Annotated in this window: 24 protein-coding genes and 1 other annotated feature; of the genes, 21 read left to right on the forward strand and 3 right to left on the reverse strand. The window is 62.8% G+C overall.

The window, feature by feature from the left end:
- Nucleotides 1-200: 200 nt before the first annotated feature.
- Nucleotides 201-2,363 (reverse strand): ATP-dependent helicase, encoded by a 2,163-nt coding sequence (locus H6B31_RS02505; protein ID WP_204897058.1) that lies wholly within the window; start codon nt 2,361-2,363, stop codon nt 201-203.
- A gap of 191 nt (nt 2,364-2,554) precedes the next feature.
- Between H6B31_RS02505 and H6B31_RS02510 the strand changes: the two genes are divergently transcribed.
- The 21 genes from H6B31_RS02510 to H6B31_RS02610 all read left to right on the forward strand — a co-directional run bounded on the left by H6B31_RS02510 (nt 2,555) and on the right by H6B31_RS02610 (nt 22,887).
- The gene (locus tag H6B31_RS02510; protein ID WP_204897059.1) at nt 2,555-3,238 is read left to right on the forward strand and encodes a YoaK family protein; all 684 of its coding nucleotides are present in this window, start codon (nt 2,555-2,557) and stop codon (nt 3,236-3,238) included.
- 268 nt (nt 3,239-3,506) lie between these two features.
- Nucleotides 3,507-7,079 carry a chromosome segregation protein SMC gene (gene smc / locus H6B31_RS02515; RefSeq protein ID WP_204897060.1) on the forward strand — a complete coding sequence of 1,191 codons (3,573 nt, stop codon included), beginning with the start codon at nt 3,507-3,509 and terminating at the stop codon, nt 7,077-7,079.
- A 13-nt stretch (nt 7,080-7,092) separates the two neighbouring features.
- Nucleotides 7,093-7,305, forward strand: coding sequence for a hypothetical protein (locus tag H6B31_RS02520; protein WP_204897061.1), 213 nt, complete (start codon nt 7,093-7,095; stop codon nt 7,303-7,305).
- Between the two features lie 9 nt (nt 7,306-7,314).
- Nucleotides 7,315-7,623, forward strand: coding sequence for a transposase (locus tag H6B31_RS02525; RefSeq protein ID WP_204897062.1), 309 nt, complete (start codon nt 7,315-7,317; stop codon nt 7,621-7,623).
- Nucleotides 7,620-7,943 (forward strand): hypothetical protein, encoded by a 324-nt coding sequence (locus H6B31_RS02530; RefSeq protein WP_204897063.1) that lies wholly within the window; start codon nt 7,620-7,622, stop codon nt 7,941-7,943. The genes H6B31_RS02525 and H6B31_RS02530 overlap by 4 nt, the downstream gene beginning before the upstream one ends.
- Nucleotides 7,944-7,980: 37 nt before the next feature.
- Nucleotides 7,981-8,292, forward strand: a complete 312-nt coding sequence (locus tag H6B31_RS02535) for a hypothetical protein (protein WP_204897064.1) — start codon at nt 7,981-7,983, stop codon at nt 8,290-8,292.
- 15 nt (nt 8,293-8,307) lie between these two features.
- On the forward strand, nt 8,308-9,177 hold the full coding sequence (ftsY, locus tag H6B31_RS02540; protein WP_204897065.1) for a signal recognition particle-docking protein FtsY: 870 nt from the start codon (nt 8,308-8,310) through the stop codon (nt 9,175-9,177).
- Between the two features lie 148 nt (nt 9,178-9,325).
- Complete coding sequence (locus H6B31_RS02545; protein ID WP_140394146.1) at nt 9,326-9,529, forward strand: hypothetical protein; 204 nt, start codon at nt 9,326-9,328, stop codon at nt 9,527-9,529.
- 118 nt (nt 9,530-9,647) lie between these two features.
- On the forward strand, nt 9,648-10,361 hold the full coding sequence (gene rph, locus H6B31_RS02550; protein WP_204897066.1) for a ribonuclease PH: 714 nt from the start codon (nt 9,648-9,650) through the stop codon (nt 10,359-10,361).
- A gap of 45 nt (nt 10,362-10,406) precedes the next feature.
- Nucleotides 10,407-10,679: a hypothetical protein gene (locus H6B31_RS02555; RefSeq protein WP_087287919.1), complete on the forward strand. Its 273-nt coding sequence runs from the start codon at nt 10,407-10,409 to the stop codon at nt 10,677-10,679.
- Nucleotides 10,676-11,269, forward strand: a complete 594-nt coding sequence (locus tag H6B31_RS02560) for an XTP/dITP diphosphatase (protein ID WP_204897067.1) — start codon at nt 10,676-10,678, stop codon at nt 11,267-11,269. The genes H6B31_RS02555 and H6B31_RS02560 overlap by 4 nt, the downstream gene beginning before the upstream one ends.
- A 48-nt stretch (nt 11,270-11,317) precedes the next feature.
- On the forward strand, nt 11,318-11,638 hold the full coding sequence (yhbY, locus tag H6B31_RS02565; protein ID WP_204897068.1) for a ribosome assembly RNA-binding protein YhbY: 321 nt from the start codon (nt 11,318-11,320) through the stop codon (nt 11,636-11,638).
- Between the two features lie 87 nt (nt 11,639-11,725).
- On the forward strand, nt 11,726-11,872 hold the full coding sequence (locus tag H6B31_RS17050; protein ID WP_243418806.1) for a hypothetical protein: 147 nt from the start codon (nt 11,726-11,728) through the stop codon (nt 11,870-11,872).
- Between the two features lie 39 nt (nt 11,873-11,911).
- Nucleotides 11,912-13,120, forward strand: coding sequence for a nicotinate (nicotinamide) nucleotide adenylyltransferase (gene nadD, locus H6B31_RS02575; RefSeq protein WP_204897069.1), 1,209 nt, complete (start codon nt 11,912-11,914; stop codon nt 13,118-13,120).
- Between the two features lie 9 nt (nt 13,121-13,129).
- On the forward strand, nt 13,130-14,848 hold the full coding sequence (locus H6B31_RS02580) for an LCP family protein (protein WP_204897070.1): 1,719 nt from the start codon (nt 13,130-13,132) through the stop codon (nt 14,846-14,848).
- A 48-nt stretch (nt 14,849-14,896) separates the two neighbouring features.
- Nucleotides 14,897-15,256: a ribosome silencing factor gene (rsfS, locus tag H6B31_RS02585; RefSeq protein ID WP_417092931.1), complete on the forward strand. Its 360-nt coding sequence runs from the start codon at nt 14,897-14,899 to the stop codon at nt 15,254-15,256.
- A gap of 29 nt (nt 15,257-15,285) precedes the next feature.
- A complete protein-coding gene (locus tag H6B31_RS02590; RefSeq protein ID WP_087287872.1) occupies nt 15,286-15,477 on the forward strand; it encodes a DUF6440 family protein in 192 nt (63 codons plus the stop codon).
- Between the two features lie 80 nt (nt 15,478-15,557).
- Nucleotides 15,558-15,775, forward strand: a binding site (T-box leader).
- Between the two features lie 80 nt (nt 15,776-15,855).
- Entirely contained in the window at nt 15,856-16,410 is a 555-nt protein-coding gene (locus tag H6B31_RS02595) for a YcxB family protein (protein WP_204897071.1), read from the forward strand.
- A complete protein-coding gene (locus H6B31_RS02600; RefSeq protein WP_204897072.1) occupies nt 16,407-19,049 on the forward strand; it encodes a valine--tRNA ligase in 2,643 nt (880 codons plus the stop codon). Before H6B31_RS02595 ends, H6B31_RS02600 begins: the two co-directional genes overlap by 4 nt.
- 529 nt (nt 19,050-19,578) lie before the next feature.
- The gene (locus H6B31_RS02605; RefSeq protein ID WP_204897073.1) at nt 19,579-21,249 is read left to right on the forward strand and encodes an ammonium transporter; all 1,671 of its coding nucleotides are present in this window, start codon (nt 19,579-19,581) and stop codon (nt 21,247-21,249) included.
- A gap of 324 nt (nt 21,250-21,573) precedes the next feature.
- Nucleotides 21,574-22,887 (forward strand): alpha-amylase family glycosyl hydrolase, encoded by a 1,314-nt coding sequence (locus H6B31_RS02610; protein WP_204897074.1) that lies wholly within the window; start codon nt 21,574-21,576, stop codon nt 22,885-22,887.
- 49 nt (nt 22,888-22,936) lie between these two features.
- Here the strand turns inward: H6B31_RS02610 and H6B31_RS02615 are convergent, their stop codons facing one another.
- A complete protein-coding gene (locus H6B31_RS02615) occupies nt 22,937-24,286 on the reverse strand; it encodes an MATE family efflux transporter (protein ID WP_204897075.1) in 1,350 nt (449 codons plus the stop codon).
- Nucleotides 24,287-24,454: 168 nt separating this feature from the next.
- Nucleotides 24,455-25,483, reverse strand: coding sequence for a tRNA preQ1(34) S-adenosylmethionine ribosyltransferase-isomerase QueA (gene queA, locus H6B31_RS02620; protein WP_204897076.1), 1,029 nt, complete (start codon nt 25,481-25,483; stop codon nt 24,455-24,457).
- Between the last annotated feature and the right edge of the window lie 67 nt (nt 25,484-25,550).

The raw sequence follows: 25,550 nt of genomic DNA on the forward strand, positions 1-25,550 counted from the left end.
TCCATTTTTTCGCCCCCATATCTGTTTCTATTTTACCAGATATGGGGGCTTTGTGCTTGTTTTTTGACAGACTGAGACCGCCGCGGCTGTCTGCCGCGGCGGTCTCTTTGCTGTCAGAAAGCGGGAAAGCCGTTTTTTTCGCTTGGCTTCAGAAAATCTTTCCCTCAAGTTTCTGGAAAACTGCCTGGGGAGATTTTGGGTTACCCAGGGGGAAGGCCCTCCAGCCTGGCCCGGAAGGAGATCTTCCGGGGGGTATCTATAGAGTCAAACTGAACGGAGTAGGCCCCCCTGTCCAGATCCACCTCCAGGACGGTGCCCGGACCGAACATGGCGTGCTCCACCCGCTGTCCCGGGGAGAAGCGGTCAGTCTGGTCCGCCTCGGGCAGATACCGCAGGCTGTGGTCGATGTAGCTCCGTGCGTCCCGGATGAGCCCCTCCTGGGGCTCCTGGGGGAAGGTGAGCAGGCTGGGGTCGATGTCCAGCAGAAACCGGGAGGGATACCGGGGGGAGCCGTCAAAGTTCCGGCCGTCCGCCTCGGACAGGTAGAGGCCCTTCTCCGCCCGGGTGAGGGCCACAAAGGCCAGCCGCCGCTCCTCCTCCATCCCCGGGAGGGTGCGCACCTTCCGGGAGGGGAAGATCCCCTCGTTCATCCCGCACAGGAACACGTAGGGGAACTCCAGCCCCTTGGCGGCGTGGACGGTCATCAACTTCACCTTATCCCCCGGCTCCCCGGCGTCGGCGTTGGTGAACAGGGCCACATGGGACAGATAGTGCGCCAGGGTGCTCTCCTCGCCGCAGGTGGTCTCGTACTCATAGATGGACTGCTTCAGCTCCGCCAGGTTGTCCAGTCGTTCCTGGCTGCCCTCGGTGCGGAGCATGGCCTCATAGCCGCTCTCGTTGAGCAGGGCGGAGAGCACCTCGGAGATAGGGCGGTTTTCGTACCCGGCGGAGAAGAGCTCCACCAGGGAGACGAAGGCGGAGGCTTTGGTGCCCTTGAAAATGGGGTCCTCCAGGCTGTCGGTGAGAGCCTGGTACAGGGTGCACCCGTGTTTTTGAGCGTACTCCTCCAGAAAGGCCATCCGCCGCTTGCCTAGGTTCCGCTTGGGCACATTGGCCACCCGCCGGAAGGACAGGTCGTCCCGGTAGACGATCATCCGCAGGTAGGAGAGGGCGTCCTTGATTTCGGCGCGCTGGAAAAACTGCACCCCGCTGTAGATGGTGTAGGGCAGTTTCTCCTCCAGCAGCACCTGCTCCACCGTCCGGGTCACGTAGTGGGCCCGGTAGAGGACGGTCATGTCCCGGTAGGGCACCCCCTGACTGTGGAGGGCCTTCATCTCTGAAACCATCCACCGGGCCTCCTGCTCCTGGCTCTCCGCGAACTGGCACAGCACCGGGGGGCCGGAGGGCCGGGTGGGCCGCAGCTCCTTGGGGATGCGGTTCCGGTTTTTGGAGATGAGGGAGTTGGCCGCCGCCAAAATCTCCGGGGTGGAGCGGTAGTTGTCCAGCAGGAAGATGGTGCGGGCGCCCGGGAACTTCTGGTCAAATTCCAGCAGGTACTTCACATTGGCCCCCCGCCAGGTGTAGATGGTCTGGTCCGGGTCGCCCACGATGAACAGATTTTTGTGGTAGCCGCACAGCACCTCCATGAGCTCATACTGGAGCTGGTCGATGTCCTGAAACTCGTCGATCATAATGTACTCCAGCCGCTGCTGCCATTTGAGCTTGATGTCCGGGTGCTCCTGAAAGATGTACAGGGAAAATTTGATCAAATCGTTGTAGTCCAGGCCGAAGCACTTCTTCTCCTGGTACAGATAGCCGTAAAAGATGATGTCCGCGGGGGAGAAGGCCCGGTCGTACTTCTCCTTCAGCGCGTCCAGGGACAGGGCAATCAGGTCCCGGTAGTAGTCCGGCCGCTGGAACAGCTTCTGAATCTCGATCATGTCCCGGGCGGCGGAGAAGGTCATATCTCGGAGGGTGAGCCCCCGCTCCTCATAGATGATCTGGAGTATAGCGTCAATGTCCGAGTTGTCCAGCACCAGGAAGCTCTTGGGGTACTGGACCGCGTGGCTGTCCTCCTGGAGGACGGAGACGCAGAAGCCGTGGAAGGTGTTGATATAGCCGGTGTCATTGTCGCCGGTGAGGGCGTGGATGCGCTGGCGCATCTCACCCGCCGACTTGTTGGTGAAGGTGACGCACAGGATGTTCCCCGGCAGGATGCCCAGTTCGTTCACCAGATAGGCGAAGCGGTGGGTGAGGGCCCGGGTCTTGCCGGAGCCCGCCCCGGCCACCACCCGGATAAACCCCTCGGTGGCGGTGACAGCCTCCCGCTGGGCCGGGTTGAGGCCCTGGAGCAGATCAGTCATGGCGGTGCCAGCCCCTTTCTCGAACGGTTGTTTGCTTTATTATACCAGACGCCGGGCCGGGGCTCAAGAGGGAGGCGGGAAATCCAAGCGGCTGGTTCCGGGCCGGAAGCGGTCCGGCCCCGGATTTTCATTGCGGGCCGGAGAAAAATGTGCTATTCTGTAACCTGCAACATCTTCTGGAGGTCGGTTCCATGAAACAGTTTCAACCCTCGGAGTCCTTAGCGGTGGGATTTCTGCTGGCTCTCACCGGCGGACTGCTGGACGCGTACAGCTACTTAAATCGGGGCGAGGTGTTCGCCACGGCGGAGACGGGCAATATCGTCCTGATGGGAATCAATCTGGCCCAGCAGAACTGGAGCGGCGCGCTGCACTATCTGCTGCCCGTGCTGGCCTTCACCGCCGGAATCCTGGCCGCCGAGTGGGTCCGCCGCCGCTGTGACCCCGGGGAGGGGCGTCCGCAGCGTCTCCACTGGCGGCTGCCCCTGTTGCTGGCGGAGTGCGTGGCCATTCTGGTGGTCTCGGCGCTCCCCATGGGACCGCTGGACCCGCTGGCCAACATCATCATCTCCTTCGCCAGCGCCCTCCAGGTGGAGTCCTTCCGCAACATCCAGGGGTACGGCTGTGTCACCACCATGTGTACCGGAAATCTGCGCAGCGGGACGGAAAACCTGTTCCACTGGCTGTCCCGCCGGGAGCCCAAGGCGCCCCCCAAGATCAGGGTCTACTACGGCCTGATTACCTGCTTTATCCTGGGGGCGGTAGTCAGCGGCCTGGCGAGCCCGCTGCTGGCCCAGCGGACGGCGCTGCTGGCCTGTGTGCCCCTGCTGGCGGTGTTTTTCCTGCTGCTGCGCGGGGAGAGAGGGAGCGGGACGTGAGTTCCGCCTCCGATGCCGTCAGAAGAACACCCCTATCAGGGAGCTGAAGAGCCCGGAGAGACAGCTGTGTCCTCCGGGCTTTCTGCTGGGGAAAGGGGGCGCTCCCAGTTCTGCGGGCGGATGCCATCTGCCGCCTTGAAAAGGGAGGGGCGGTGTGGTACAATAAAATGCTTCATACTTTCTGAAATACCGGGGTGGGCGGAGGGGAGAGACCGCCGCGCCCCAGGGGAGAGAAATTGCAAGGACAGGAAAAGGGAGAGGTGTGCTTATGTACCTGAAGGCATTGGAGATCCAGGGGTTTAAATCCTTCCCGGACAAGACGGTGCTCACCTTCGGCGAGGACATCACCGCCATCGTGGGCCCCAACGGCTCGGGCAAGTCCAACATCTCCGACGCCATCCGCTGGGTGATGGGGGAGCAGTCCACCCGCACCCTCCGGGGGGGCAAGATGGAGGACGTGATCTTCGGCGGCACGGCCCAGCGCAAGCAGACCGGCTACGCGGAGGTCTCCCTGGTGCTGGACAACACCACCCACCTCTTTGATCTGGAGGAGAGCGAGGTCATGGTGACCCGCCGGTACTACCGCTCCGGGGAGAGCGAGTACTACATCAACCGCCGCTCCGTCCGCCTCAAGGACATCAACGAGCTGTTCATGGACACCGGCCTGGGCCGGGAGGGCTACTCCATCATCGGCCAGGGCAAGATCGACGAGATCCTGTCCCAGAAGTCCGCCGACCGCCGGGAGGTCTTTGAGGAGGCCGCCGGCATCTCCCGCTACCGCCACCGGAAGGAGGAGGCCGAGCGAAAGCTGGAGCGCACCGACGAGAACCTGGTGCGCATCAACGACAAGATTGCCGAGCTGGAGCTCCAGGTGGAGCCCCTCCGAGAGCAGAGCGAGAAGGCCAAGAAATATCTGGTGCTCCGGGACGAGCTGCGCGGTCTGGAGATCTCCGTGTGGCTGGATACCCTGGAGCGCATCCGAGTGAACAACATCAAGCTGGAGACCGACTATAAGGAGGCCGTCCGCCAGAAGGAGGAGGCCGAGGGGGCGGTGGAGGAGCGCTTCGCCCAGGCGGAAAAGCTCTCCGAACAGATGCGGGACAAGGAGGTCCAGGCCGACCAGCTGCGCTTTGCCATCCAGAGCCGGGAGGCCACCATCCGGGAGCTGGAGTCGTCGGTGGCCGTGCTCAAGAGCAGCATTCAGCACAATCTGGAGAACACCCAGCGCATCCGGGAGGAGCTGGAGCAGCGGGAGGGCCGCCAGGACAGTTTATCCGGGCAGATCGCCGAGCGCGCCGCCCGTCTGAGCGAGATTGAGAAGCAGCTCTCCGACACCCGCTGCCGGGCCGAGGAGCAGAACCAGAAGGCCCAGGAGGCTTTACGCACGGCCGGCACCCTGGCCCAGGAGCTGGAGGCTTTACGGGGGCAGGAGGCCACCAAGACCGCCGACGCCCACCAGGCCAAGGCCCTCCTCTCCGCCCTGGCCGCCGCCGCCCAGGAGGTGCTGGACCGGGACGGGGCGGTGCGCCAGGAACTGCGCGGTCTGGAGGAGCGGCTGGACTTTGCCCGCACCGACCTGGGGGAGGCGGACAAGAAGCTGAAACAGGCCCGGGAGGAGCGGGACAGCGTCCAGAACGTGATCTCCGGCTACGCCCTGCGGCTGGAGAGCCGGAAGAAGAAGGCCGCCCAGGCTCAGGAGCGCCACACCCGCCTGCGGATGGATGAGAACGCCCTGGCCTCCCGGATCAAGTTGCTCACCGAGATGGAGAAGGACCGGGAGGGCTACTCCAAGGCGGTGAAACTGGTGATGGGGGAGGCCGACCGGGGCAGCCTCCGGAACATCCACGGGCCGGTGGCCGGGCTCATCCACGTGCCCGACCTGTACACCGTGGCCATCGAGACCGCCCTGGGGGGCGCCATGCAGAACATCGTGGTGGACCGGGAGGAGGACGGCAAGGCCGTCATCCAGTACCTGAAACGACGGGACGGCGGCCGGGCCACCATCCTGCCCCTGAGCTCCATCCGGCCCTACGACCTGCGGGAGGCGGGCAGCCTCCAGCGGGAGCCCGGCTTTGTGGGGGTGGCCGACCAGCTGGTGCAGTTCGACCCCAGGTACCGGAATGTCTTTTCCAACCTGCTGGGCCGGGTAGTGGTGATGGAGGATCTGGACGCGGCCATCGCCGCGGCCCGGAAGTACGGCTATAAGTTCCGCATCGTCACTTTGGACGGACAGGTGCTCAACCCCGGGGGCTCCATGACCGGCGGCTCCGCCAGCCGCTCGGCGGGCATCCTGAGCCGGGCCAACGAGTTGGAGCGGCTGAATACCCAGGCCCAGGGCCTGAAGGAGCAGCTTGCCCAGGCGGCCCGGGAGCTGGAGAGCGCCAGCCGGGAGGCGGAGGCCGCCTCCTATGAGATGGAGACTGCCCAGGGCCAGCTGCGAGAGTGGGAGGACGCCATTCTGAAGGCTCAGGGGGAACAGAACCTGTGCAAGAGCGTCCTCTCCGACCTGGAGCGCCAGCAGGAGAGCCAGCGGGCTGAGTTGGAGCAGCTGAAACAGCGCTCTGAGGAGATCGAGCGGGACACCCAGGCCGCCCGGGCGCGCATCCAGGAGCTGGAGGGGGAGGCCGCCGCCCTGAAGAGCGAGGCGGAGGGCAAGGCCCGGGGCCAGAACGACCTGCAGGAGCGGTCTTTGAAGCTGACCCAGGAGCTCTCGGAGCTGAACGCCGCCCTGGCCGCCCTGGAGGCGGAGCGGGAGGCCACCAGCAAAGGGCTGGAGGAGCTGGAGAGCTTACGCAATGACATCGCCGGGGACCAGGAACAGAGCCGGGCTCTCATCGGCGACTACGAGGAGAAAAACGAGGCTTTCACCCGGGAGATCGGGGAGAAGGAGGCCCGCCTGGCCCAGCTGCGCCGGGAGAATGAGGGACAAAACCAGGCCATCGCCCAGCTCAACCAGGAGAAGCTGAGCTTGGAGGGGGAGCGGGTGAAGGCCACCCGGGAGGGCCAGGAGAAGAACAAGGAGCTGCTGACCATCAGCGGCGAGGCCTCCCGCCTGGAGCAGAAGAAGGTGGCCGCCTCCCTGGAGGAGAAGCAGCTGCTGGATAAGCTGTGGGAGACCTACGAGCTCTCCCACGAGGCGGCCAAGCTCCAGCGGGTGGAGATTGAGTCGGTGCCCAAGGCCAGCCGCCGCATCGCCGAGCTGAAAAAGCACATCTCCGCCCTGGGCAATGTGAACGTGGGGGCCATCGAGGAGTTCCAGCGGATCAACGAGCGGTACACCTACCTCACCGACCAGCGGGACGACGTGGAGACCGCCAAGAAGGAGCTGGAGGACGTGATCGCCCAGATCACCGGGGAGATGAAGACCATCTTCGCCCGGGAGTTTGAAAACATCAACCAGGCGTTCCAGCAGACCTTCCAGGAGCTCTTCGGCGGCGGACGGGCCGCCCTGGAGCTGGAGGACCCGGATGACATCCTCAACTGCGGCATCGAGATCAAGGTGCAGCCCCCCGGCAAGGCTCTGAAGGTGCTCTCCCTCCTGTCCGGCGGAGAGAAGGCCTTTGTGGCCATTGCCCTGTACTTCGCCATTCTGAAGGTGCGCCCCACCCCCTTCGTGGTCATGGACGAGATCGAGGCCGCCCTGGACGACAACAACGTGGTCCGCTTTGCCCGGTATATGCGCTCCATGTCCGATAAGACCCAGTTCATCGTCATCACCCACCGCCGGGGCACCATGGAGGAGGCCGACGTTTTGTATGGCGTGACGATGCAGGAACAAGGCGTGTCCCGGATGCTTACAATTAACCTCAACGACGTGGAGAAAGAACTGAATATCCGGTGAGGCGTTGATAGAAGTGCAGATGGAATATCCAGTACGAAAACAGATCCGGTTGAAGGATTATGATCACAGTAAAAACGGCGCGTATTTTGTGACGATTTGTACGGAAAATCGGATGCACCTTTTCCCATTTGTAGGGGCGGCCCCATGTGGCCGCCCGCATCCCGCGCGGGAAATTGCGGAAACATGGATGCAAAAGATACCGGAAAAATTTCCCCAAGTCTCCTAGTGCCATTATGTGATTATGCCAAATCATGTTCATATTCTCCTTGTGATCGATGCCGGAGAAGGGACGGGCGGCCACATGGGGCCGCCCCTACAGGCAATCTTGGATTGGTATAAGACCATGACGACAAACGCGTATATCCGCAATGTTCGGGAGGGAACGCTTCCGCCGTTTCAAAAAAGAATTTGGCAGCGCGGATATTATGAACATATTGTCCGCAATGAATCGGACTATCTGAATATCTGGACCTACATCGACCAAAACCCTGCCCGATGGACACAGGACGAGTATTACCAGGAAGAACGGGAGAGACAGCCATGAATGATAAGAAAAAACGCACAATTTTATCCGTTGTGGGGATGGTTGCCCTGCTGATTGTCTGTGTAATCGGGGTTCAGGCGGTATTTGCCGGGCTGGGGATGGTAAGCGCCCAGAATGGGGGCGTCTCCTCCAGCCAGAGCGCCCAGGCGGAGGGAGACGGAAGCCAGCCGGCTCAGGAGCCTGGTGCGTCTTCCGTGCCGGAGGATGCCGGCTCCGCCCAGCCCGCCCCCAGCTTCTGTCCCTTCTGCGGCGAGGGCCTGCCCTCCTCCTTCCAGTGGGGCCAGTTCTGTCCCTACTGCGGGGAGCAGATCGAGGCGTAGGAAAAAGCCACGTAGAAAAGAGTAGGAGGGAGATCACATGGAGAAAAAGCTGAGCTGTCTGCGCTGCGGCCGGGATATGGTTTTTTTGAGACGGGAGCACTTGCAGCTGGGCAAAACCGGGCTGTTCACCGGGGACTGGGGCAATCTGCTGGCCGGAGCCCTGGATGTGGCCATCCTCCAGTGCCACGGCTGCGGAAAGCTGGAGTTTTTCAAAGGGGACGCCTTTGAGGAGCAAGACGAGGGTCCGGCGGGTGACCTGGCCCAGGTGACCTGTCCAAACTGCGGCGTGCGCTACGACTGCGACTATCCTAAGTGCCCGGCATGCGGCACAAAGAACACCATTTTTTAAGGAAGGAACGACACCATGGGCTTTTTTGACAAACTGAAAAAGATCAACATTTTTTCCAGCTTCGGCTCGGAGCTCACCGACGACTTCTACGACGAGCTGGAGGAGTCTCTGATCCTGGCGGACACGGGGATGGACACCACCCTGGAGCTGGTGGAGGAGCTGCGCCGCCGGGTGAAAGACGAGCACATCAAGACAGTGGAGGAGGCCCGCTCCTGCATGTGCCGGTGCATTGCCGACGCGCTGAACGCGGGGGATGTGTCCCTGAACCTGTCCACCCGGCCCTCGGTGGTGCTGTTCATCGGGGTGAACGGGGTGGGCAAGACCACCACCATCGGCAAGATCGGCTATCAGCTGCGCCGGGAGCGGAAGAAGGTCCTCTTCTGCGCCGCCGACACCTTCCGGGCGGCCGCCGCCGATCAGCTGACCATCTGGGCGGACCGGGCGGGGGTAGAGATCGTCAAGCAGCACGAGGGGGCCGACCCCGCCGCCGTGGTCTTTGACGCGGCCACCGCCGCCAAGGCCCGGAACACCGACGTGATGCTGGTGGACACCGCCGGCCGCCTCCACAACAAGCAGAACCTGATGAACGAGCTGAATAAAATTTCCCGGGTGATTGACCGGGAGCTGCCCGGCTGCGCCCGGGAGACCCTGCTGGTATTGGATGCCACCACGGGGCAGAACGGCCTCATCCAGGCCAAGCAGTTCAAAGAGGCCGCCGGCATCACCGGCATCGTCCTCACCAAGCTGGACGGCACCGCCAAGGGGGGCATCGCCATCGCCATCGCCAAGGAATTGGGCGTGCCTGTCAAATACGCCGGCGTGGGCGAGGGCGTGGACGACCTGAAACCCTTTGATGCCATGGAGTTTGCGGAAGCGCTTGTTTGAATTGACAATTGACAATGGACAATTGACAATTTGCCGGGGACGGGAGCAGTTCGATTCCGCGCCCAGGGAGAAAAATTGTGAGGAGGCCGTATGCCGCTTCCAGGTCCCCCTGGAATATCAACAAATGGAAAATGAGAGGAGACACAACGTGACGCAGGAAAATCTTTGGTTTGGGCTGTTAGTGGCCTGGGTAGTCATTTGGCTGTGGACCCGGTTTCAGTCCGGGACCATGAAACTCAAGTATTTCAAGTTTTGGGGCGATGTGCCGGAGGCACAGCGGAAGGACAATCTCAGAGGCTTTGGCATGACCGCGGCATTGCTGGTCATCAATGTGCTGCTGAATATCTTCTGATGGCGGCCTTTGACAAGTTAAGAAAAATTTAAAGGGTCAATTCACATACTATCCAAACATTTCCGGTGGAACCTGTGGTACAATAAGAAAAATCAATTCGAGAGAGGAAGTTTTTGCCATGCCACGTATGGACGGAAGAGCCAACGACCAGCTTCGGCCGGTGGAGATCATTCCCAATGTAAACAAGTTTGCGGAGGGCTCCTGCCTGATCCGCTGCGGCAATACCCACGTGCTGTGCACCGCCAGCGTGGAGGACCGGCCGCCCCGCCACGTCCCCGAGGGGGAGGGCTGGGTCACCGCCGAGTACTCCATGCTCCCCCGGGCCAACCGTGAGCGGTCCCGCCGGGACATCTCCAAGCTGAAGCTCAGCGGCCGCTCCGCCGAGATCCAGCGGCTCATCGGCCGGGCTCTGCGCTCCGTGGTGGACCGGAAGAAGCTGGGCCCCTGGAATGTTACCATCGACTGCGACGTGCTCCAGGGGGACGGGGGGACCCGCACCGCCTCCATCACCGGGGGCTATGTGGCCATGATCCTGGCCTTTCAGAAGATGCAGAAGGCCGGGCAGCTGAACGCCTGGCCGGTGAGCGGGATGGTGGCCGCCGTCTCCGCCGGCGTGGTGGACGACGTGCCCATGCTGGACCTGTGCTATGAGGAGGACTCCTCCGCCATGGTGGATTTGAACTGCGTCATGGACGACCAGGGTCGCCTCATTGAGATTCAGGGCACCGGCGAGGGCCGCCCCTTTACCCTGGCCGAGCAGCAGAAGCTCTTGGAGCTGTGTGCCAAGGGAATTCAGGAGCTCCAGGCCATCCAGAAGAGCGTATTGGAGTAAGAAGAAGGGGGAGAGGGAGTCGTGGCTCAGGCATTTGAAGCGATCATGCTGATTTGTTTCGGGATTTCCTGGCCCTTCAACATCGCCAAATCCCTGAAATCCCGGACCGCCAAGGGAAAGAGCCTCCAGTTTGAGATCTGCGTGGTGGTGGGCTATCTCTTCGGCATCGCGGGGAAATTTATCGGCGGAAACGTCACCTATGTGCTGGCGGTCTACATCCTGGATGTGCTGATGGTGAGCACCGACATCGTTTTAACCTGCCGCAACCGCCGGCTGGACCGTCTGGCGGAGGCAAAAGAAGGGAGCGCTGCGGAATGAAACTGGTACTGGCCAGCAAAAATCAGAAAAAACTCGTGGAGATGAATGAGATCCTGTCCCACCTGGGAATTCAGGTCTGCTCCGAGGCGGAGGCCGGGGTGGACGTGGAGGTGGAGGAGACCGGCACCACCTTTGAGGAAAACTCCCTGCTGAAAGCCAGGGCGGTCATGGAGGCCAGCGGCATGCCCACCATCGCCGATGACTCCGGGCTGTGCGTGGACGCCCTCAACGGAGCGCCCGGGGTGTACTCCGCCCGCTACGGCGGGGAGGGGCTGGACGACACCGGCCGCTACCGCCTTCTGCTGGAGAACATGCGGGGACAGACCCCCCGGACGGCCAAGTTCGTGTCCGTCATCACCTGCTGCTTCCCCAATGGGGACGTGCTCTCCGCCCGGGGGGAGTGCCCCGGCACCATCGCCTTTGCCCCCATGGGAGAGGGCGGCTTCGGGTACGACCCGGTGTTCTTCATCCCCAGCCTGAAAAAGACCTTCGCCCAGCTCTCCCCCGAGGAGAAAAACGCCATCTCCCACCGGGGCAAGGCCCTGGAGGCTTTCCAGGTCAAGCTGGAGGAATACTTGAAGAAGAATTAAGAATTGGGCGGCGCCCGACACACTAAATTACAGGAGTTAGAAATTATTATGGAAGAACTGACAAGCAAACAGCGCGCCCAGCTGCGGGGCCTGGCCAACAGCATCGACACCATTCTGATCGTGGGCAAGGACGGCATCGGGGACAACCTGGTGAAGCAGGCCAACGACGCCCTGGAGGCCCGGGAGCTCATCAAGGGCAAGGTGCTGGAGAACTCCCTCATGTCCGCCCGGGAGGCGGCGGAGGCCCTGGCCCCCCTCACCCGCAGCGAGGTGGTGCAGGTCATCGGAACAAAATTTGTTCTGTATCGTCCAAGCCACAAGAAGGATAAAAAGGACAAGATCGTTTTGGTGAGCGGTAAAAAGAAGTGACAAATTTTGTTCCGATTGCCGCCAAAGGCGGCCGCGCCTGATGGCGCGTAAAATCGGAGCCGGAGGCGGAGATTTGCGCAGGGCGGATTGATTCCGCCCGAGCAGGAAAAGGACCCGGGGCCCCACGGCGGCCAGACGCCGTGGGAGACAAAATTTGTCCTGTATCGTCCAAGCCACAAGAAGGATAAGAAGGACAAGATCGTTCTGGTGGAGGGCAAGAAAAAGCGGCCCTGACGGCTGGGACAAAATTTGAAGCAAAGGTGGGATCGCGCAGTGAAAATCGGCATTTACGGGGGAACCTATAACCCGCCCCATCTGGGGCATCTGGCGGCGGCCCGGACGGCCGTTGACGCGCTGAAACTGGATAAGCTGCTGCTCATGCCGGCGGCGGTGCCCCCCCACAAGGCGCTGCCGGAAAACACCCCCGCCCAGGAACACCGGCTGGCCATGGTGGAGAAGCTGGCCGATGCCATGGACCTGCCCGGCGTGGTGGAGGTGTCCACCCTGGAGCTGGAGCGGGAGGGCAAGAGCTACACCTCCGAGACGCTGGAGGAGCTGCGCCGCCGCTACCCCAAGGCGGAACTGTGGCTGCTCATGGGGACGGACATGTTTCTGACCCTCCACCTGTGGCACGACGCCAAGACCATCCTGCGGCTGGCCAAGATCTGCGCCTTCGGCCGCACCGAGCAGGACGGAGAGGCGGTCTTTGCCCCCCAGCGGGAGTTTTTGACCCGGGAGTACCACGCCGACGTGGTGACCATCACCCTGCCTGGGCTCATCGACATCTCCTCCACCCAGCTGCGGGAGCTGCTGGTCCGGGGGAAGGGGCGGGAGTACCTGCTCCCCTCTGTGTACGGCTATATTCTGATGAATCACTTGTACGGCACTCAAGTGCATTTAAAGTGCCTGGAACTGCCCGAGCTGCGGGCCTGCTCCTATTCCATGATCCGCCACAAGCGGGTGGCCCACGTGATGGGGGTGGAGGAGGAGGCGGTCAAGCTGGCCAAATTCTGGGGCGCCGACCCGGAGCTGGCCCGCCACGCCGCTATTTTGCACGATTGCACCAAATACCTGGGCCTGGAGGACCAGTTGCATTTGTGTGAGAAATATGGTATTGAATTAGACAGCTTGGAGCGCCAGGCGGTAAAACTGCTTCACTCCAAGACGGGGGCATGTATTGCCAAGTATGTTTTTGGGGAACCTGATGAGGTATACGAGGCCATTTTCTGGCACACCACCGGCAAGGCGGATATGACCCTGCTGGACAAGGTCCTGTATATGGCGGACTACATAGAGCCGAACCGGGACTTTGACGGGGTGGAGGAGCTGCGGAAGCTGGCCTACACCGACCTGGATCAGGCCATGCTCCTGGGGGTGGACTCCACCATCCGGGAGATGGAGGAGCGGGGCTATCTCATCCATACCAATACGCGGGAGGCCAGACAGTGGCTGCTGGATCAGGGCGTGAAGCTGAAGGAGTAAACAGACCTTATGAGCGGAAAAAGAGAGAGTAAGACAAACAGAACCCGCCGGAAGTCCTCGGAAGGGCTGGCCGGCTGGTGGAGACAGCACCGGGCCTGGGTGTCCGGCCTGGACCGGGGACAGAAGATCCGGTACCGCCTGTTTCAGTTCCTGGTGGTGCTGGCCGTCCTGGCCATTGCCGCCTGTCTGGCGGCCCGGGCCTGGATCACCCTGCCCACCGTTCCCAATCTCCCCTCCGGGACGGTGACGACAGATGAGGGGGACATGACCTTCGACGGGGCTGAGCTGCCCAACGTGGCCAAGAGCGGCCGGAAGGACGGGGTGTACACCTTCCTCCTGGTGGGCCAGGACACCGGCGGCGGCGGCAATACCGACACCATGCTCCTTGTGACCTTCGACAGCGTGAACAAGGAGGTCCACGGTATGAGCCTGCCCCGGGACACCATGATCAACAGCAGCCACTCCGGCGCGGGACACCGGCTCAACGCGGTGTACAACTACAACAAGGGCAGCGACCCGGACACCCAGCTGGAGAAGGGGATCACCGCCCTGAAGCGGGAGGTGGGCAAGCTCACCGGCATCATCCCCGATTTCTATGTGGTGGTCCAGTGGGAGGCCGTGGGCGAGCTGGTGGACGCCATCGGCGGCGTAGAGTTCGACGTGCCCTTTGACATGGACTACGACGACCCGGCCCAGGACCTGCACATCCACCTGAAGGCCGGCCAGCAGACTCTCAGCGGCGAGGACGCCATGGGGCTGATCCGCTGGCGGCACAACAACGACTACTCGGTGCAGTACCCCAACGGAGACCTGGGGCGTGTGCAGACCCAGCAGGCCTTCCTGAAGGCGGTGGCGGCCGAGTGCCTGAAGCCGGAGATCCTGCTGAAGGCCCCCAGCCTGGCGCAGATCTTCCTGGAGCGGGTGAGCACGGATCTGTCCATCGGCAATCTGCTGGCCTTCGCCCAGAGAGCAGCGGGAATGGACGCGGAGAACGATGTGACCTTCGTCACCATGCCCTGGACCAACGCGAATTATCCCGGCGTGTCCATGATCCTGCCCGATGTGGACGAGCTGCTGGAGATCCTCAACGACGGGTTCAACCCCTATCAGGACGAAATCCAGGCCAGCGACCTGTCGGTGCTCTACCGCAACAGCGACGGCAGCTATGGGGTGACCAGCGGCACCCTGCTGGACTCCTCTCTGTCCCGGCCCAGAAGCAGCGGCTCGTCCAGCTCCTCCAGCGGGAGCAGCGGAAGCTCCAGCAGTCAGACGCCGGATGTGCCCGCCACCGAGGAGCCGGTGGAGAACCCCGACGGCTCCCAGACCACCGATCCCAGCGGCTCCGGCGAGGTCACCAATCCCGGCGGAACCGGTGAAAATCCCGACGGCTCCCAGACCGGAGACTCCAGCGGCGGGACCGGAGAAAATCCGGACGGCTCTCAGCCCACCGACCCCTCCGGTTCCGGCGGGACCACCGACCCCGGCGACGGCCAGGGCGGGGGGCAGACGGACCCCGGAGGCAGCTCGGGCGGCTCCCAGGATACCGACCCCTCCGGTTCTCAGAGCGGCGGCGGGAGCAGTTCCAGCACAGGGGGCGGGGAGGCTGTTCCCCCCTCCCAGGACATTCAGGGCGGCGCAACCGCCCAGGCGCCGGGGTCTGAAAGCGGCCTGACAGTGGCCGATCTGCCCAGCTGGCTCAACCCCACCGGGGCGGAGCCGGCGGCATAAAAATACGCAATACCAGGCTGGAACACAAAAGAGAAAGGAGAACTGCCTGTGACATCCTATGAAAGCGCCATGCTGTTGGCCAACACCTTGGACGGCAAGAAGGGGGAGGAGATCAAGGTCCTGAAGACCGAGGGCCTCACCACCCTGGCCGACTACTTTGTTATCTGCACCGCCACCTCCACCACCCAGATCAAGGCCATGTCCGACGCCTGTGAGGAGGCCATGGAGAAAAACGGGGAACAGGTCCACCACATTGAGGGCCACCGGGGCGGCACCTGGCTGCTGATGGACTTCTCCGCAGTAGTGGTCCACATCTTCATGGACGAGGCCCGGAAGTTCTATGATCTGGAGCGCCTGTGGGGCGACGCGGAGGAGATTCCTCTGGAGAAGCCTCAGGCGGCCCAGTGATAGAGTGCTTGGGGAGGAAAAAAGCTGAAATGGACAAGGACCGGTTTCAGAAGGTTTACAGCCAGGGCCTGGTCAACGTGGCTGAGATCCTGGTGGACACCCAGACGGGGGTCAATTACCTGTATTATTGGAGTGGGAACGGAGGGGGGCTGACGCCCCTGCTGGACCGGGAGGGAAAGCCGGTCATCACGGCGGTGGGCGGCGGCCCGGAGCGTTCCTGAGCGCCCGGTCCCAAGCGGAGGAGAGCGAAAACTCCTTGACAACTGCCGGGAAATCCCATATAATTCATATCTGAAATACCAGAAAAGCGTTGCCGAGGAGGAGTATCCGGCCGCGGGCGGTGAAGAGAGGAGACGGGTGGTGCAAGTCTCCCCGCCGGGCGGGAGAAGGTGGCCTCGAAGCTCCGCCCCTGAATTTGACGCAGTAGGGGGCGGCGGTCCCCGCCGTTACCGGGCTTGAGCGTTCCCCATGGGGGAAAATTCAGGTGGTACCACGGACATGCTTACGTTCGCCCTGAGCCCGAAGCGGCTCAGGGCATTTTTATTGCAAGGGGAGGAATCTGTGTGGCGCAGAAGCCAAAACTGAGGACCCATACCCATATGGATTTTTCGCTGGTGGAGGAGATGCAGCATGTGGTGGACCGGGTTCTGGTGCCAAACTGCATCCGCAAGACCCAGGCGTTCTATCTGGGCGTAGGGGTGCTGTGCCTGAGCATCGGGGCCGGCAGCGTGCTGGCAAGCGGGCAGCTGGTGGTGGGGGCGATTTTCGGCCTGCTGGGCCTGGCGATGCTGGGCTGGGGGGCCCTGGCCTACCACATCGCGGCCCGCAAGACCTGCCGGCAGATGGAGAAGGCGGTGCGGTCCACCGACTATGTGCTGGAAAAGGAGAGCCTGTGGGCGGCCAACGGGAGAGGGGACTTCCACTACCCCTACTCCAGCTGCGTCCGTCTGGTGGAGACCGAGAAGAACGTCTACTGCGTCACGCGGCAGGGGGACACCCTGGTGCTGAGCAAGGAAAATCTGAAGGGGGGAACTCTGGAGGAGCTGCGGCTGTGGCTGACGGAGAAGTGCCGGCTGCCCATCGTGGTCCTCGACTCCCATTGGAAGGTTATCGAGCGCGTTGAATCAAATCAGAAGAAGGAGAATCCGCAATGAGAAAAGAACTGCCAAAGGTCTATGAACCCCAGGAGGTGGAGTCCCGCATCTACGAGACCTGGGAGAAGAACGGCTGCTTCAAAGGCCATCGGGACCGGTCGAGAAAGCCCTTCACCATCGTCATGCCGCCCCCCAACGTGACCGGGCAGCTGCACATGGGCCACGCCATGGACTCCACCCTCCAGGACATCCTCATCCGCTTCAAGCGGATGCAGGGCTACGCCGCGCTGTGGGTGCCCGGCACCGACCATGCGGGCATCGCCACCCAGATCAAGGTGGAGGAGGAGCTGCGCACCAAGGAGGGGCTGACCCGCTACGACCTGGGCCGGGAGAAGTTCCTGGAGCGGGTGTGGGACTGGAAACGCCAGTACGGCGGCCGCATCGTCCAGCAGCAGAAGAAGCTGGGCGCCTCCTGCGACTGGGACCGGGCCCGGTTCACCATGGACGAGGGCTGCTCCAAGGCGGTGCGGGAGACCTTCTGCGAGCTGTACGAGAAGGGCCTCATCTATAAGGGCAGCCGCATCATCAACTGGTGCCCCCACTGTGTCACCGCCCTGTCCGACGCCGAGGTGGAGTACCAGGACAAGCCCGGCAGCTTCTGGCACATCCGCTACCCCATTGCGGGGGAGGAGGGCCGCTATGTGATCGTGGCCACCACCCGGCCGGAGACCATGCTGGGCGACACCGGCGTGGCCGTCCACCCCGACGATGATCGGTACAAGGACATCGTGGGCAAGAAGTGCATCCTGCCCCTGGTGGGCCGGGAAATGCCCATTGTGGCCGACGACTATGTGGACATGGAGTTCGGCACCGGCTGCGTGAAGATGACCCCCGCCCACGACCCCAACGACTTCGAGGTGGGCCTGCGCCACAACCTGGAGACCATCCGCGTCCTGGACGACAACGGCAAGGTGGTGGAGGGCTACGGCAAGTACTCCGGCATGGACCGGTATGAGGCCCGGAAGGCCATCGTGGCCGACCTGGAGGAGCAGGGCTACCTGGTGAAGGTGGAGCCCCACCAGCACAACGTGGGCACCTGCTACCGCTGCCACAACGACGTGGAGCCTATCATCTCCGCCCAGTGGTTCGTGAAGATGAAGCCCCTGGCCGAGGCCGCCATCAAGGTGGTGGAGGACGGGGAGGTCAAATTCGTCCCCGACCGCTTCGCCAAGACCTACCTCAACTGGATGGAGAACGTCCACGACTGGTGCATCTCCCGTCAGCTGTGGTGGGGCCACCAGATCCCCGTGTGGTACTGCAACCACTGCGGCCACATGACCGTCAGCCGCACCGACCCCACCGAGTGCGAGGCCTGCCACTCCAAGAACATCGAGCGGGACCCCGACGTGCTGGACACCTGGTTCTCCTCCGCCCTGTGGCCCTTCTCCACCCTGGGCTGGCCGGAAAAGACCGAGGACCTGGATTACTTCTACCCCACCGACGTGCTGGTCACCGGCTATGACATCATCTTCTTCTGGGTGGCCCGGATGATCTTCTCCGCCTGCGAGCAGACCAAGAAGCCCCCCTTCCACACCGTGTTCATCCACGGCCTGGTCCGGGACGACAAGGGCCGGAAGATGTCCAAGAGCCTGGGCAACGGCATCGACCCCCTGGAGATCGCCGAGAAGTACGGCGCCGACGCCCTGCGCTTCAACCTGATCACCGGCAACAGCCCCGGCAACGACATGCGCTTCTACACCGAGCGGTGCGAGGCCATGCGCAACTTTGCCAACAAGATCTGGAATGCCAGCCGCTTCCTGATGATGAACCTGACCATCGACAAGTGTGAGCTGCCCGAGAAGCTGGAGCTGGAGGACAAGTGGATTCTCTCCAAGCTGAACCGGGCCATCCGGGAAATCACCGAAAACATGGACCGGTATGAGCTGGGCGTGGCCGCACAGAAGATCTACGACTTTATCTGGGACGACTACTGCGACTGGTATATCGAGCTGACTAAGACGAGACTCCAGGGGGAGGACGAGGACAGCAAGATCCGGGCCCAGCAGGTGCTGTGCCATGTGCTCACCCAGATGCTCAAGCTGCTCCACCCCTTCATGCCCTTCATCACCGAGGAGATCTGGCAGGCCCTGCCCCACGAGGACGGGGTGGCAGAGGGCGGCTTCCTGATGCTCCAGAGCTGGCCCGTGGCTCGGGAGGCGCTGGACTTCCCGGAGGAGGAGAAGGCCATGGAGCTTATCATGGACCTGATCCGGGCCGTGCGCACCCGCCGCTCTGAGATGAACGTGCCCCCCAGCAAGAAGGCCCGGCTCACCGTGGCCACCGCCGAGGAGGACACCTTCCGCCTGGGCGAGGCCTTCCTGAAGAAGCTGGCCTACGCCAGCGAGGTGGACTTCGTGCCGGTGGGCACCGCCCCCGAGGCGGGCTCCGTCACTGTGGTTACCCACGCCGCCCAGGCCTCCATGCCCATGGCGGAGCTGGTGGACCTGGAGAAGGAGAAGGCCCGTATGGAGAAGGAGCTGAAGAAGAACTCCGCCGAGCTCCAGAAGCTGGAGACCAAGCTCCAGAACCCCGGCTTTGTGAACAAGGCCCCCGAGCACGTGGTCAAGGCCGAGCAGGAGCGGGCCGTCCAGCTGCGGGCCCTGGTGGCCAAGCTGGAGGAGCAGCTCCAGGGGATGTAACAAAACGCGGGATTCCAGCGGACGCTCTGGTGTCCCTTTGGAATTTGAGATCAAGAAGCGGTGGGGCGCGCCCCACCGCTTCAGTTTTTCGAAAAACCTGTGCAGAATCAAATCCGCCTGAGACAGGGCGGGGGAGCTCGAGGGGGCAGCGGCCCGCCTCGAATGGAATCAAATGCCCCGGAAGGCTTGCTGTGCAAGGCTTCCGGCAAGCGAAGCGCGGACTTTTACGCCGCTGCGGGGCGCAATCCTGCAGATTTCTCGCTTGAAATATAGAAAATATGGGGAAAAAGCAGGTTTTGCCGGATGAAAATTCAGAGGCCTTTCCAAACTTATCCAAGGCCCCTTGACAACGGGGGGCGGCGGGGATAAACTGCAAGACAAGCAAAGGCGCTGCAGTCAGCAATGACTGCGGCGCTTTTTCGCTTTTACCGCGCGGTACCGGTACTGAGAGCCTCAACACGCAAAGGCGCGTGTCCCGTTTTTGGACGGGATGCGCGCCTTCTACTTTTGTAGGGAGGGTGCATGAGCAATGGATATGTCTGTGTGGTTCCTGGTGGGCGCAATTTTGGTGTTCTTCATGCAGTGCGGCTTTGCAATGGTGGAGACTGGCTTCACCCGGGCAAAAAACGCGGGAAACATCATTATGAAGAATCTGATGGACTTTTGCATCGGCACGGTGGTGTTTGTCCTGCTGGGCTACGGCATTATGAACAGTGAAAACTATTTCTTCGGGCTGATCGGCATGCCGGAGTACCAGATGTTTACAAGCTTCTATGACTTTGACTGGTCCAACTTCTTTTTCCAGCTGGTGTTCTGCGCCACGGCGGCGACCATCGTCTCCGGCGCAATGGCGGAGCGCACCAAATTTTTGGCATACTGTGTCTACTCCGGCTTTATCAGCGCCATCGTCTACCCCATTGAAGCCGGCTGGGTGTGGAACAGCCAGGGCTGGCTGGTCCAACTGGGATATGTGGACTTTGCCGGATCTTCGGTCATTCATATGGTGGGCGGCCTGTCCGCTCTGCTGGGCGCCTGGATGCTGGGGCCCCGGCTGGGCAAGTACAGCAAGGAGAAGAACGGGAAGGTTCAGGTCAACGCCATTCCGGGTCACTCGCTGACCTTGGGCGCCCTGGGCTGCTTCATCCTCTGGTTCTGCTGGTACGGCTTCAACGGTGCGGCGGCGTCCGATGTGACGCAGATGGCCCAGATCCTGGGCACCACGACCATCGCGCCCGCGGTGGCCACCGTGTCCTGCATGGTATTTACCTGGATTCGGAGCGGAAAGCCGGACGTATCCATGTGCCTGAACGCCTCTCTGGCCGGGCTGGTGGGAATTACCGCCCCCTGTGCCTCGGTGGACGTGGTGGGGGCCGCCGCCATCGGCGCGGTGTCCGGCGTCCTTGTGGTCGCCGCGGTGGAATTCATTGATCAGAAGCTCCATGTGGACGATCCGGTGGGCGCCGTGGCGGTCCACTGTGCCAACGGGATCTGGGGCACCATCGCCGAGGGGCTGTTCAGCACCAGCGAGGGCCTGTTTTATGGCGGCGGCGTGACCCATCTGGCCGTCCAGTGTCTGGGGGTGGTCTCCATTGGAGGTTATACTCTGGTGGTGATGTTCCTGGTATATAAGTTCATCGACGCGACCGTGGGCCTGCGGGTCACGGCGGAGGAGGAGATCATGGGCCTCGACGTCACAGAGCATGGCCTGACCTCGGCCTATGCCGATTTCCTGCCGGTCGCGCCGGGCTACGGCAGCGGAAATGAGCACAGCGGCCCTGTGGACGTGACGGGACTCAAGCCGGTTCCTCTGGCGGGGACTGCGGCGGCTCCGGCCTCTGGCGCCCACAAGCTGACCCGGGTGTCCATCATCTGCAAGGAGGAGCGCTTTGCCATGCTGCGGGACACGATGGCGGCCATCGGGGTCACCGGCATGACCGTGTCCAGCGTGATGGGCTGCGGCACGCAGCTGGGCAAGGTGGGCCAGTACCGCGGCGTCAAGATGAGCATGAACCTGCTGCCCTATGTGCAGGTGGATATTGTGGTCTCCAAAGTGAACCCGGCTCTGGTGGTGGCGGCCGCCCAGAAGTGCCTGCGCACCGGCAACTCGGGGGATGGGAAGATCTTCCTGACCAATGTGGACCATGTCATCAAGGTGCGCACCGGCGAGCAGGACTATGATGCGCTCCAGGACGACAACTGAACCGGCTTGACCGGCTTCCGGCGGCCCCGGTCCTGTGGGCGGAGCCGGTGGAATCCGCAATCTGGCGCCGGCAGGCGAAAGAGTATGGAGGGACCATGTGGGAGTGGGGAGGACACACTCCCACATGGCCTTTCCTGTCTTCAACGGGAGGGACCATTTGCCGGCCATAGGATTCTGCCCTCAAACCGAATGGCGGGGACAGAGCCTGGGGACCTGTTGGAAGGGGCGGGAGCCCTCCTTTGGGCTTGTGAAACCGGCCAAAATGCGGTATGATAGAAGGGACTTCCCCGGAGAGACCGGCGGAGCGAAAGGAGTTTTCTTCCTATGTGGTTTGACGAAGCGGTCCTGTACCAAATTTATCCCCTGGGCCTGTGCGGCGCGCCCGAGTACAACGACGGAGTCACCGTGCCCCGCATTCGCAGCCTGCTGCCCTGGGCGGAGCATATCCGGAAGCTGGGGGCGGACACCGTCCTCTTAAATCCGGTCTTTGACAGCGACAAGCACGGCTATGACACCCGGGACTACAACCGGCTGGACCCCCGGCTGGGCACCAACGAGGACCTGGTCCAGGTGTGCCGGGCCTTCCACGACGCGGGGCTGCGGGTCATGCTGGACGGGGTGTTCAACCACGTGGGCCGGGGCTTCTGGGCCTTCCGGGACGTGCAGGAGAAGAAGTGGGACAGCCCCTATAAAGACTGGTTCCACATCGACTTCGGCGGCAACACCGACCGGAACGACGGCTTCTGGTACGAGTGCTGGGAGGGCCACAGCGAGCTGGTGAAGCTGAACCTCCACAACCCGGCGGTGGTGGAGCACCAGTTCCAGGCCATCCGCGGCTGGGTGGAGCAGTTCGGCATCGACGGCCTGCGCCTGGACGTGGCCTACTGCCTGCCCATCGACTATCTCAGGCAGCTGCGGGCCTTTACCGACACCCTGAAGCCCGACTTTGTGCTCCTGGGCGAGGCCCTGGGGGGCGACTACAACCAGTGGATGGGGCCGGACAAGTGCCACTCAGTCACCAACTACGACTGCTTCAAGGGCCTGTGGTCCAGCTTCAACGACCGGAACCTGTTTGAGATCGGCCACAGCCTGGCCCGGCAGTACGGGCCGGAGCCCTGGACCCTCTACAAGGGGGCACACCTGCTGTCCTTCGCGGACAACCACGACGTGACCAGGCTGGCCTCCAAGCTCACCGAGCCCAGGCACATCCCCCTGGCCTACGCCATTTTGATGGGGATGCCGGGCACCCCCGCCCTGTACTACGGCAGCGAGTGGGGCATCAAAGGGGAGAAGGGGGCGTGCAGCGACGACGAGCTGCGCCCCGCCTTGGAGCAGCCGGAGTGGAACGACTTGACCGACTGGATCGCCAAGCTGGCCGCCGCCCGGCGGAACAGCCCGGCCCTGTGCAATGGCAGCTACCGCAACGTCCTCCTCACCAACCGGCAGATCATCTTCGAGCGGAAGGCAGAGGGGGAGCGGGTGCTGGTGGCGGTGAACGCCGACGGAGAGCCCTATGTGGCCCACTTTGACGCGGGCTGCGGCCTGGCCTGGGACCTGATCACCGGGGAACAGCACGACTTCGGCGGCGGCAGCGAGCTGCCCCCCTACAGCGCCTATTACTGGAAGATGGAGCGGTGACGCGCCGCCTGTCCCCACAAAAAAAGCACCGCCGCTGGCGGTGCTTTTTTCAGGCTTGAAAGATGCCTTCGCTCTTCCACCGGCGCTCCTTCCAGACCGCCCGCAGTACGTACAGCAGGAGAAGCAGCACCCAGGAGAGGGCCTCCGCCCAGGCGATCACCATATTGGCGAAGAAGGCCACCAGGGTATAGGACAGGATAATCCGGCAGACCAGGGAGGCCATCCCCGCCAGACTGGAGTAGACCACGTCCCCCATCCCCTCCAGATAACTGCGCACCGCGTTGGCCAGGCCGAAGACCACATAGAAGCAGGCGATCCGGCGGAAAAAGGCGTCTCCGATGGAGACAGCCTCCGGGCCGGCCCCGAACAGGGCGATCAGCTCCCCGCCGGTGGGGATCACCAGCACGGTGAGCAGCAGGGAGACCGCCGCCATCACCGCCGTGCCCACCCGGAAGATGCTCCGGGCCCGCAGATTCTGTCCGGCCCCGCAGTTCTGGGCCACCAGGGTGGAGATGCCGGAGCCCAGGTTGAGAATGGGCACCATGACGATGGAATCCACCCGGTAGGCGGTGGTCACCGCCGCCACCGTCTGGGTGCCGAAGCCGTTCATAAAGTTCTGCAAAATCAGGCTGCCCACCGAGCTGACGCTGGACTGGAGCATGGGCGGGATGCCGAAGCGGCACCCCCGGACCAGCATGGCCCGGTCAAAGGACTGCCGCCCGGGCCGGAAGCGGAGAATGGGATACTTTATGATGCTGTATCCGGTCAGAAACACCGTCATGGCCGCCTGGGCGATCACGGTGGCAATGGCCGCCCCGGCCACGCCCCAGCCCCAGACAGCCACAAACAGCACGTCCAGGGCCACATTCACCACCGAGGAGAGGAGAACGGCATAGAAGGGAGCCCGGCTGTTCCCGATCCCCCGGAGGGCGGCGGAGTACACGTTGTAGACCGCCAGAAAGGGCACGCCGGCCAGGACGATACCCAGGTAGTCCGCGGCCAGGGGGAGCGCCTCCCGGGTGGTGTGGAGCAGACGCAGAAGTTCCTCCGCAAAGCAGATGCCCAGGGCGGCCAGGATCAGAAAGATCCCGCCCAGCACCCAGAGAAAGGTGGAGAGAATCCGGCGGATGTCCTCCAGCTCCCTGGCGCCGAATTTCTGGGCAAACAGAATGGACAGGCCCAGGGTAAAGCCGGTGATGGCCAGCACATAGAAGTTGACCATGGAGGTGGTGGAGCCCACCGCCGCCAGGGCCAGCTCCCCCACCACGTTGCCCACGATGAAGGCGTCCGCCCAGTTGTAGAGCTGCTGGAGAATTCCGCTGAGCATCAGGGGCAGACTGAATTTTACCAGAATGTACGCCAGGCGCCCAAAGCTGTCCCGGTTTTCCGACGCTGCCATGCCGCTCCTCCTTCCAGAAAAAAACCGCATGCAATAGCCTTGCATACGGTAGGTGCTCACCCGCTGATTTTCCATGTAAGGGACAGTATACCAGGAAATACCCCAAAGCGCAAGGAAAAGTGGGACTTATGTCCCCCGGCGGACGGAGGTCCGCCGGGGGGAGCCGGGTCACAGAATGATCATGGCGTCACCAAAGCTGAAGAACCGGTACCGCTCCCGCACCGCCTCCTCATAGGCGGCCAGCACGTGCTCCCGCCCCGCCAGGGCGGACACCAGCATGATGAGGGTGGACTCGGGCAAATGGAAGTTGGTGATGAGGCCGTCCAGCACCTTGAACCGGTAGCCGGGATAGATGAAGATGTTGGTCCACCCCGCCGACTCCTTCAGCGTCCCGTCCTCCGCGGCGAAGCTCTCAATGGTGCGACAGGAGGTAGTGCCCACGCAGATGACCCGGCCGCCGTTTTTCCGGGTCTCGTTGATGGTCTGGGCCACGTCGGCGGAGATCATGCAGTACTCCGAGTGCATCTCGTGCTCCGAGATGTCCTCCGCCTTCACCGGGCGGAAGGTGCCCAGGCCCACGTGGAGGGTGACGTAGCACAGCTTCACCCCCATGTCCTCCACCTGTTTTAAAAGCTCCGGGGTGAAGTGGAGGCCGGCAGTGGGGGCGGCGGCGGAGCCGTTGATTTTGGAGTAGACGGTCTGGTACCGCTCGCTGTCCTGAAGCTCCTCCTTGATGTAGGGGGGCAGGGGCATCTTGCCCAGCTCCTCCAGCACCTCCAGGAAGATGCCATCGTAGTGAAAGCGCACCAGCCGGTTGCCCCCGGACACCTCCGCCTCCACCGTGGCGGTGAGACGGCTCCCGTCCCCAAAGACCACCTGGGCCCCGGGCTTCAGCTTCCGCCCCGGGCGCACCAGGCACTCCCACAGGCCGTCCCCCTTGTCGGTGAGAAGGAGGACCTCACAGGCCCCGCCCCCGGGCAGCCGGTGGCCGATGAGCCGGGCGGGGAGCACCCGGGAATTGTTCAGCACCAGGCAGTCCCCCGGCCGGAGGAACTGGGGCAGGTCATGGAAGTGGTGGTGGGAGACGGCCCCGGTCTCCTTGTCCAGGGCCAGCAGCCGGGAGGCATCCCGCCGCTCCAGGGGATGCTGGGCGATGAGTTCCTCCGGGAGGTAAAAATCAAAATCGGATGTTTTCAAGAGTCCTTCGCCTTTCTGTTCCAAAATTTGCACCGCGCCGCTCCGGGAAGACCGGCGCGGAATGGGA

The organism is Pseudoflavonifractor capillosus (genome assembly GCF_016899775.1).
GTDB lineage: Bacteria > Bacillota > Clostridia > Oscillospirales > Oscillospiraceae > Lawsonibacter.

Excerpts from the sequence above, each read along its gene's own strand:
- H6B31_RS02505 (WP_204897058.1), bottom strand. The coding sequence starts at position 2,363 with ATGACTGATCTGCTCCAGGGCCTCAACCCGGCCCAGCGGGAGGCTGTC.
- H6B31_RS02510 (WP_204897059.1), top strand. The coding sequence starts at position 2,555 with ATGAAACAGTTTCAACCCTCGGAGTCCTTAGCGGTGGGATTTCTGCTG.
- smc (WP_204897060.1), top strand. The coding sequence starts at position 3,507 with ATGTACCTGAAGGCATTGGAGATCCAGGGGTTTAAATCCTTCCCGGAC.
- H6B31_RS02530 (WP_204897063.1), top strand. The coding sequence starts at position 7,620 with ATGAATGATAAGAAAAAACGCACAATTTTATCCGTTGTGGGGATGGTT.
- H6B31_RS02535 (WP_204897064.1), top strand. The coding sequence starts at position 7,981 with ATGGAGAAAAAGCTGAGCTGTCTGCGCTGCGGCCGGGATATGGTTTTT.
- ftsY (WP_204897065.1), top strand. The coding sequence starts at position 8,308 with ATGGGCTTTTTTGACAAACTGAAAAAGATCAACATTTTTTCCAGCTTC.
- rph (WP_204897066.1), top strand. The coding sequence starts at position 9,648 with ATGCCACGTATGGACGGAAGAGCCAACGACCAGCTTCGGCCGGTGGAG.
- H6B31_RS02555 (WP_087287919.1), top strand. The coding sequence starts at position 10,407 with ATGCTGATTTGTTTCGGGATTTCCTGGCCCTTCAACATCGCCAAATCC.
- H6B31_RS02560 (WP_204897067.1), top strand. The coding sequence starts at position 10,676 with ATGAAACTGGTACTGGCCAGCAAAAATCAGAAAAAACTCGTGGAGATG.
- yhbY (WP_204897068.1), top strand. The coding sequence starts at position 11,318 with ATGGAAGAACTGACAAGCAAACAGCGCGCCCAGCTGCGGGGCCTGGCC.
- H6B31_RS02580 (WP_204897070.1), top strand. The coding sequence starts at position 13,130 with ATGAGCGGAAAAAGAGAGAGTAAGACAAACAGAACCCGCCGGAAGTCC.
- H6B31_RS02590 (WP_087287872.1), top strand. The coding sequence starts at position 15,286 with ATGGACAAGGACCGGTTTCAGAAGGTTTACAGCCAGGGCCTGGTCAAC.
- H6B31_RS02595 (WP_204897071.1), top strand. The coding sequence starts at position 15,856 with ATGGATTTTTCGCTGGTGGAGGAGATGCAGCATGTGGTGGACCGGGTT.
- H6B31_RS02600 (WP_204897072.1), top strand. The coding sequence starts at position 16,407 with ATGAGAAAAGAACTGCCAAAGGTCTATGAACCCCAGGAGGTGGAGTCC.
- H6B31_RS02605 (WP_204897073.1), top strand. The coding sequence starts at position 19,579 with ATGGATATGTCTGTGTGGTTCCTGGTGGGCGCAATTTTGGTGTTCTTC.
- H6B31_RS02610 (WP_204897074.1), top strand. The coding sequence starts at position 21,574 with ATGTGGTTTGACGAAGCGGTCCTGTACCAAATTTATCCCCTGGGCCTG.
- H6B31_RS02615 (WP_204897075.1), bottom strand. The coding sequence starts at position 24,286 with ATGGCAGCGTCGGAAAACCGGGACAGCTTTGGGCGCCTGGCGTACATT.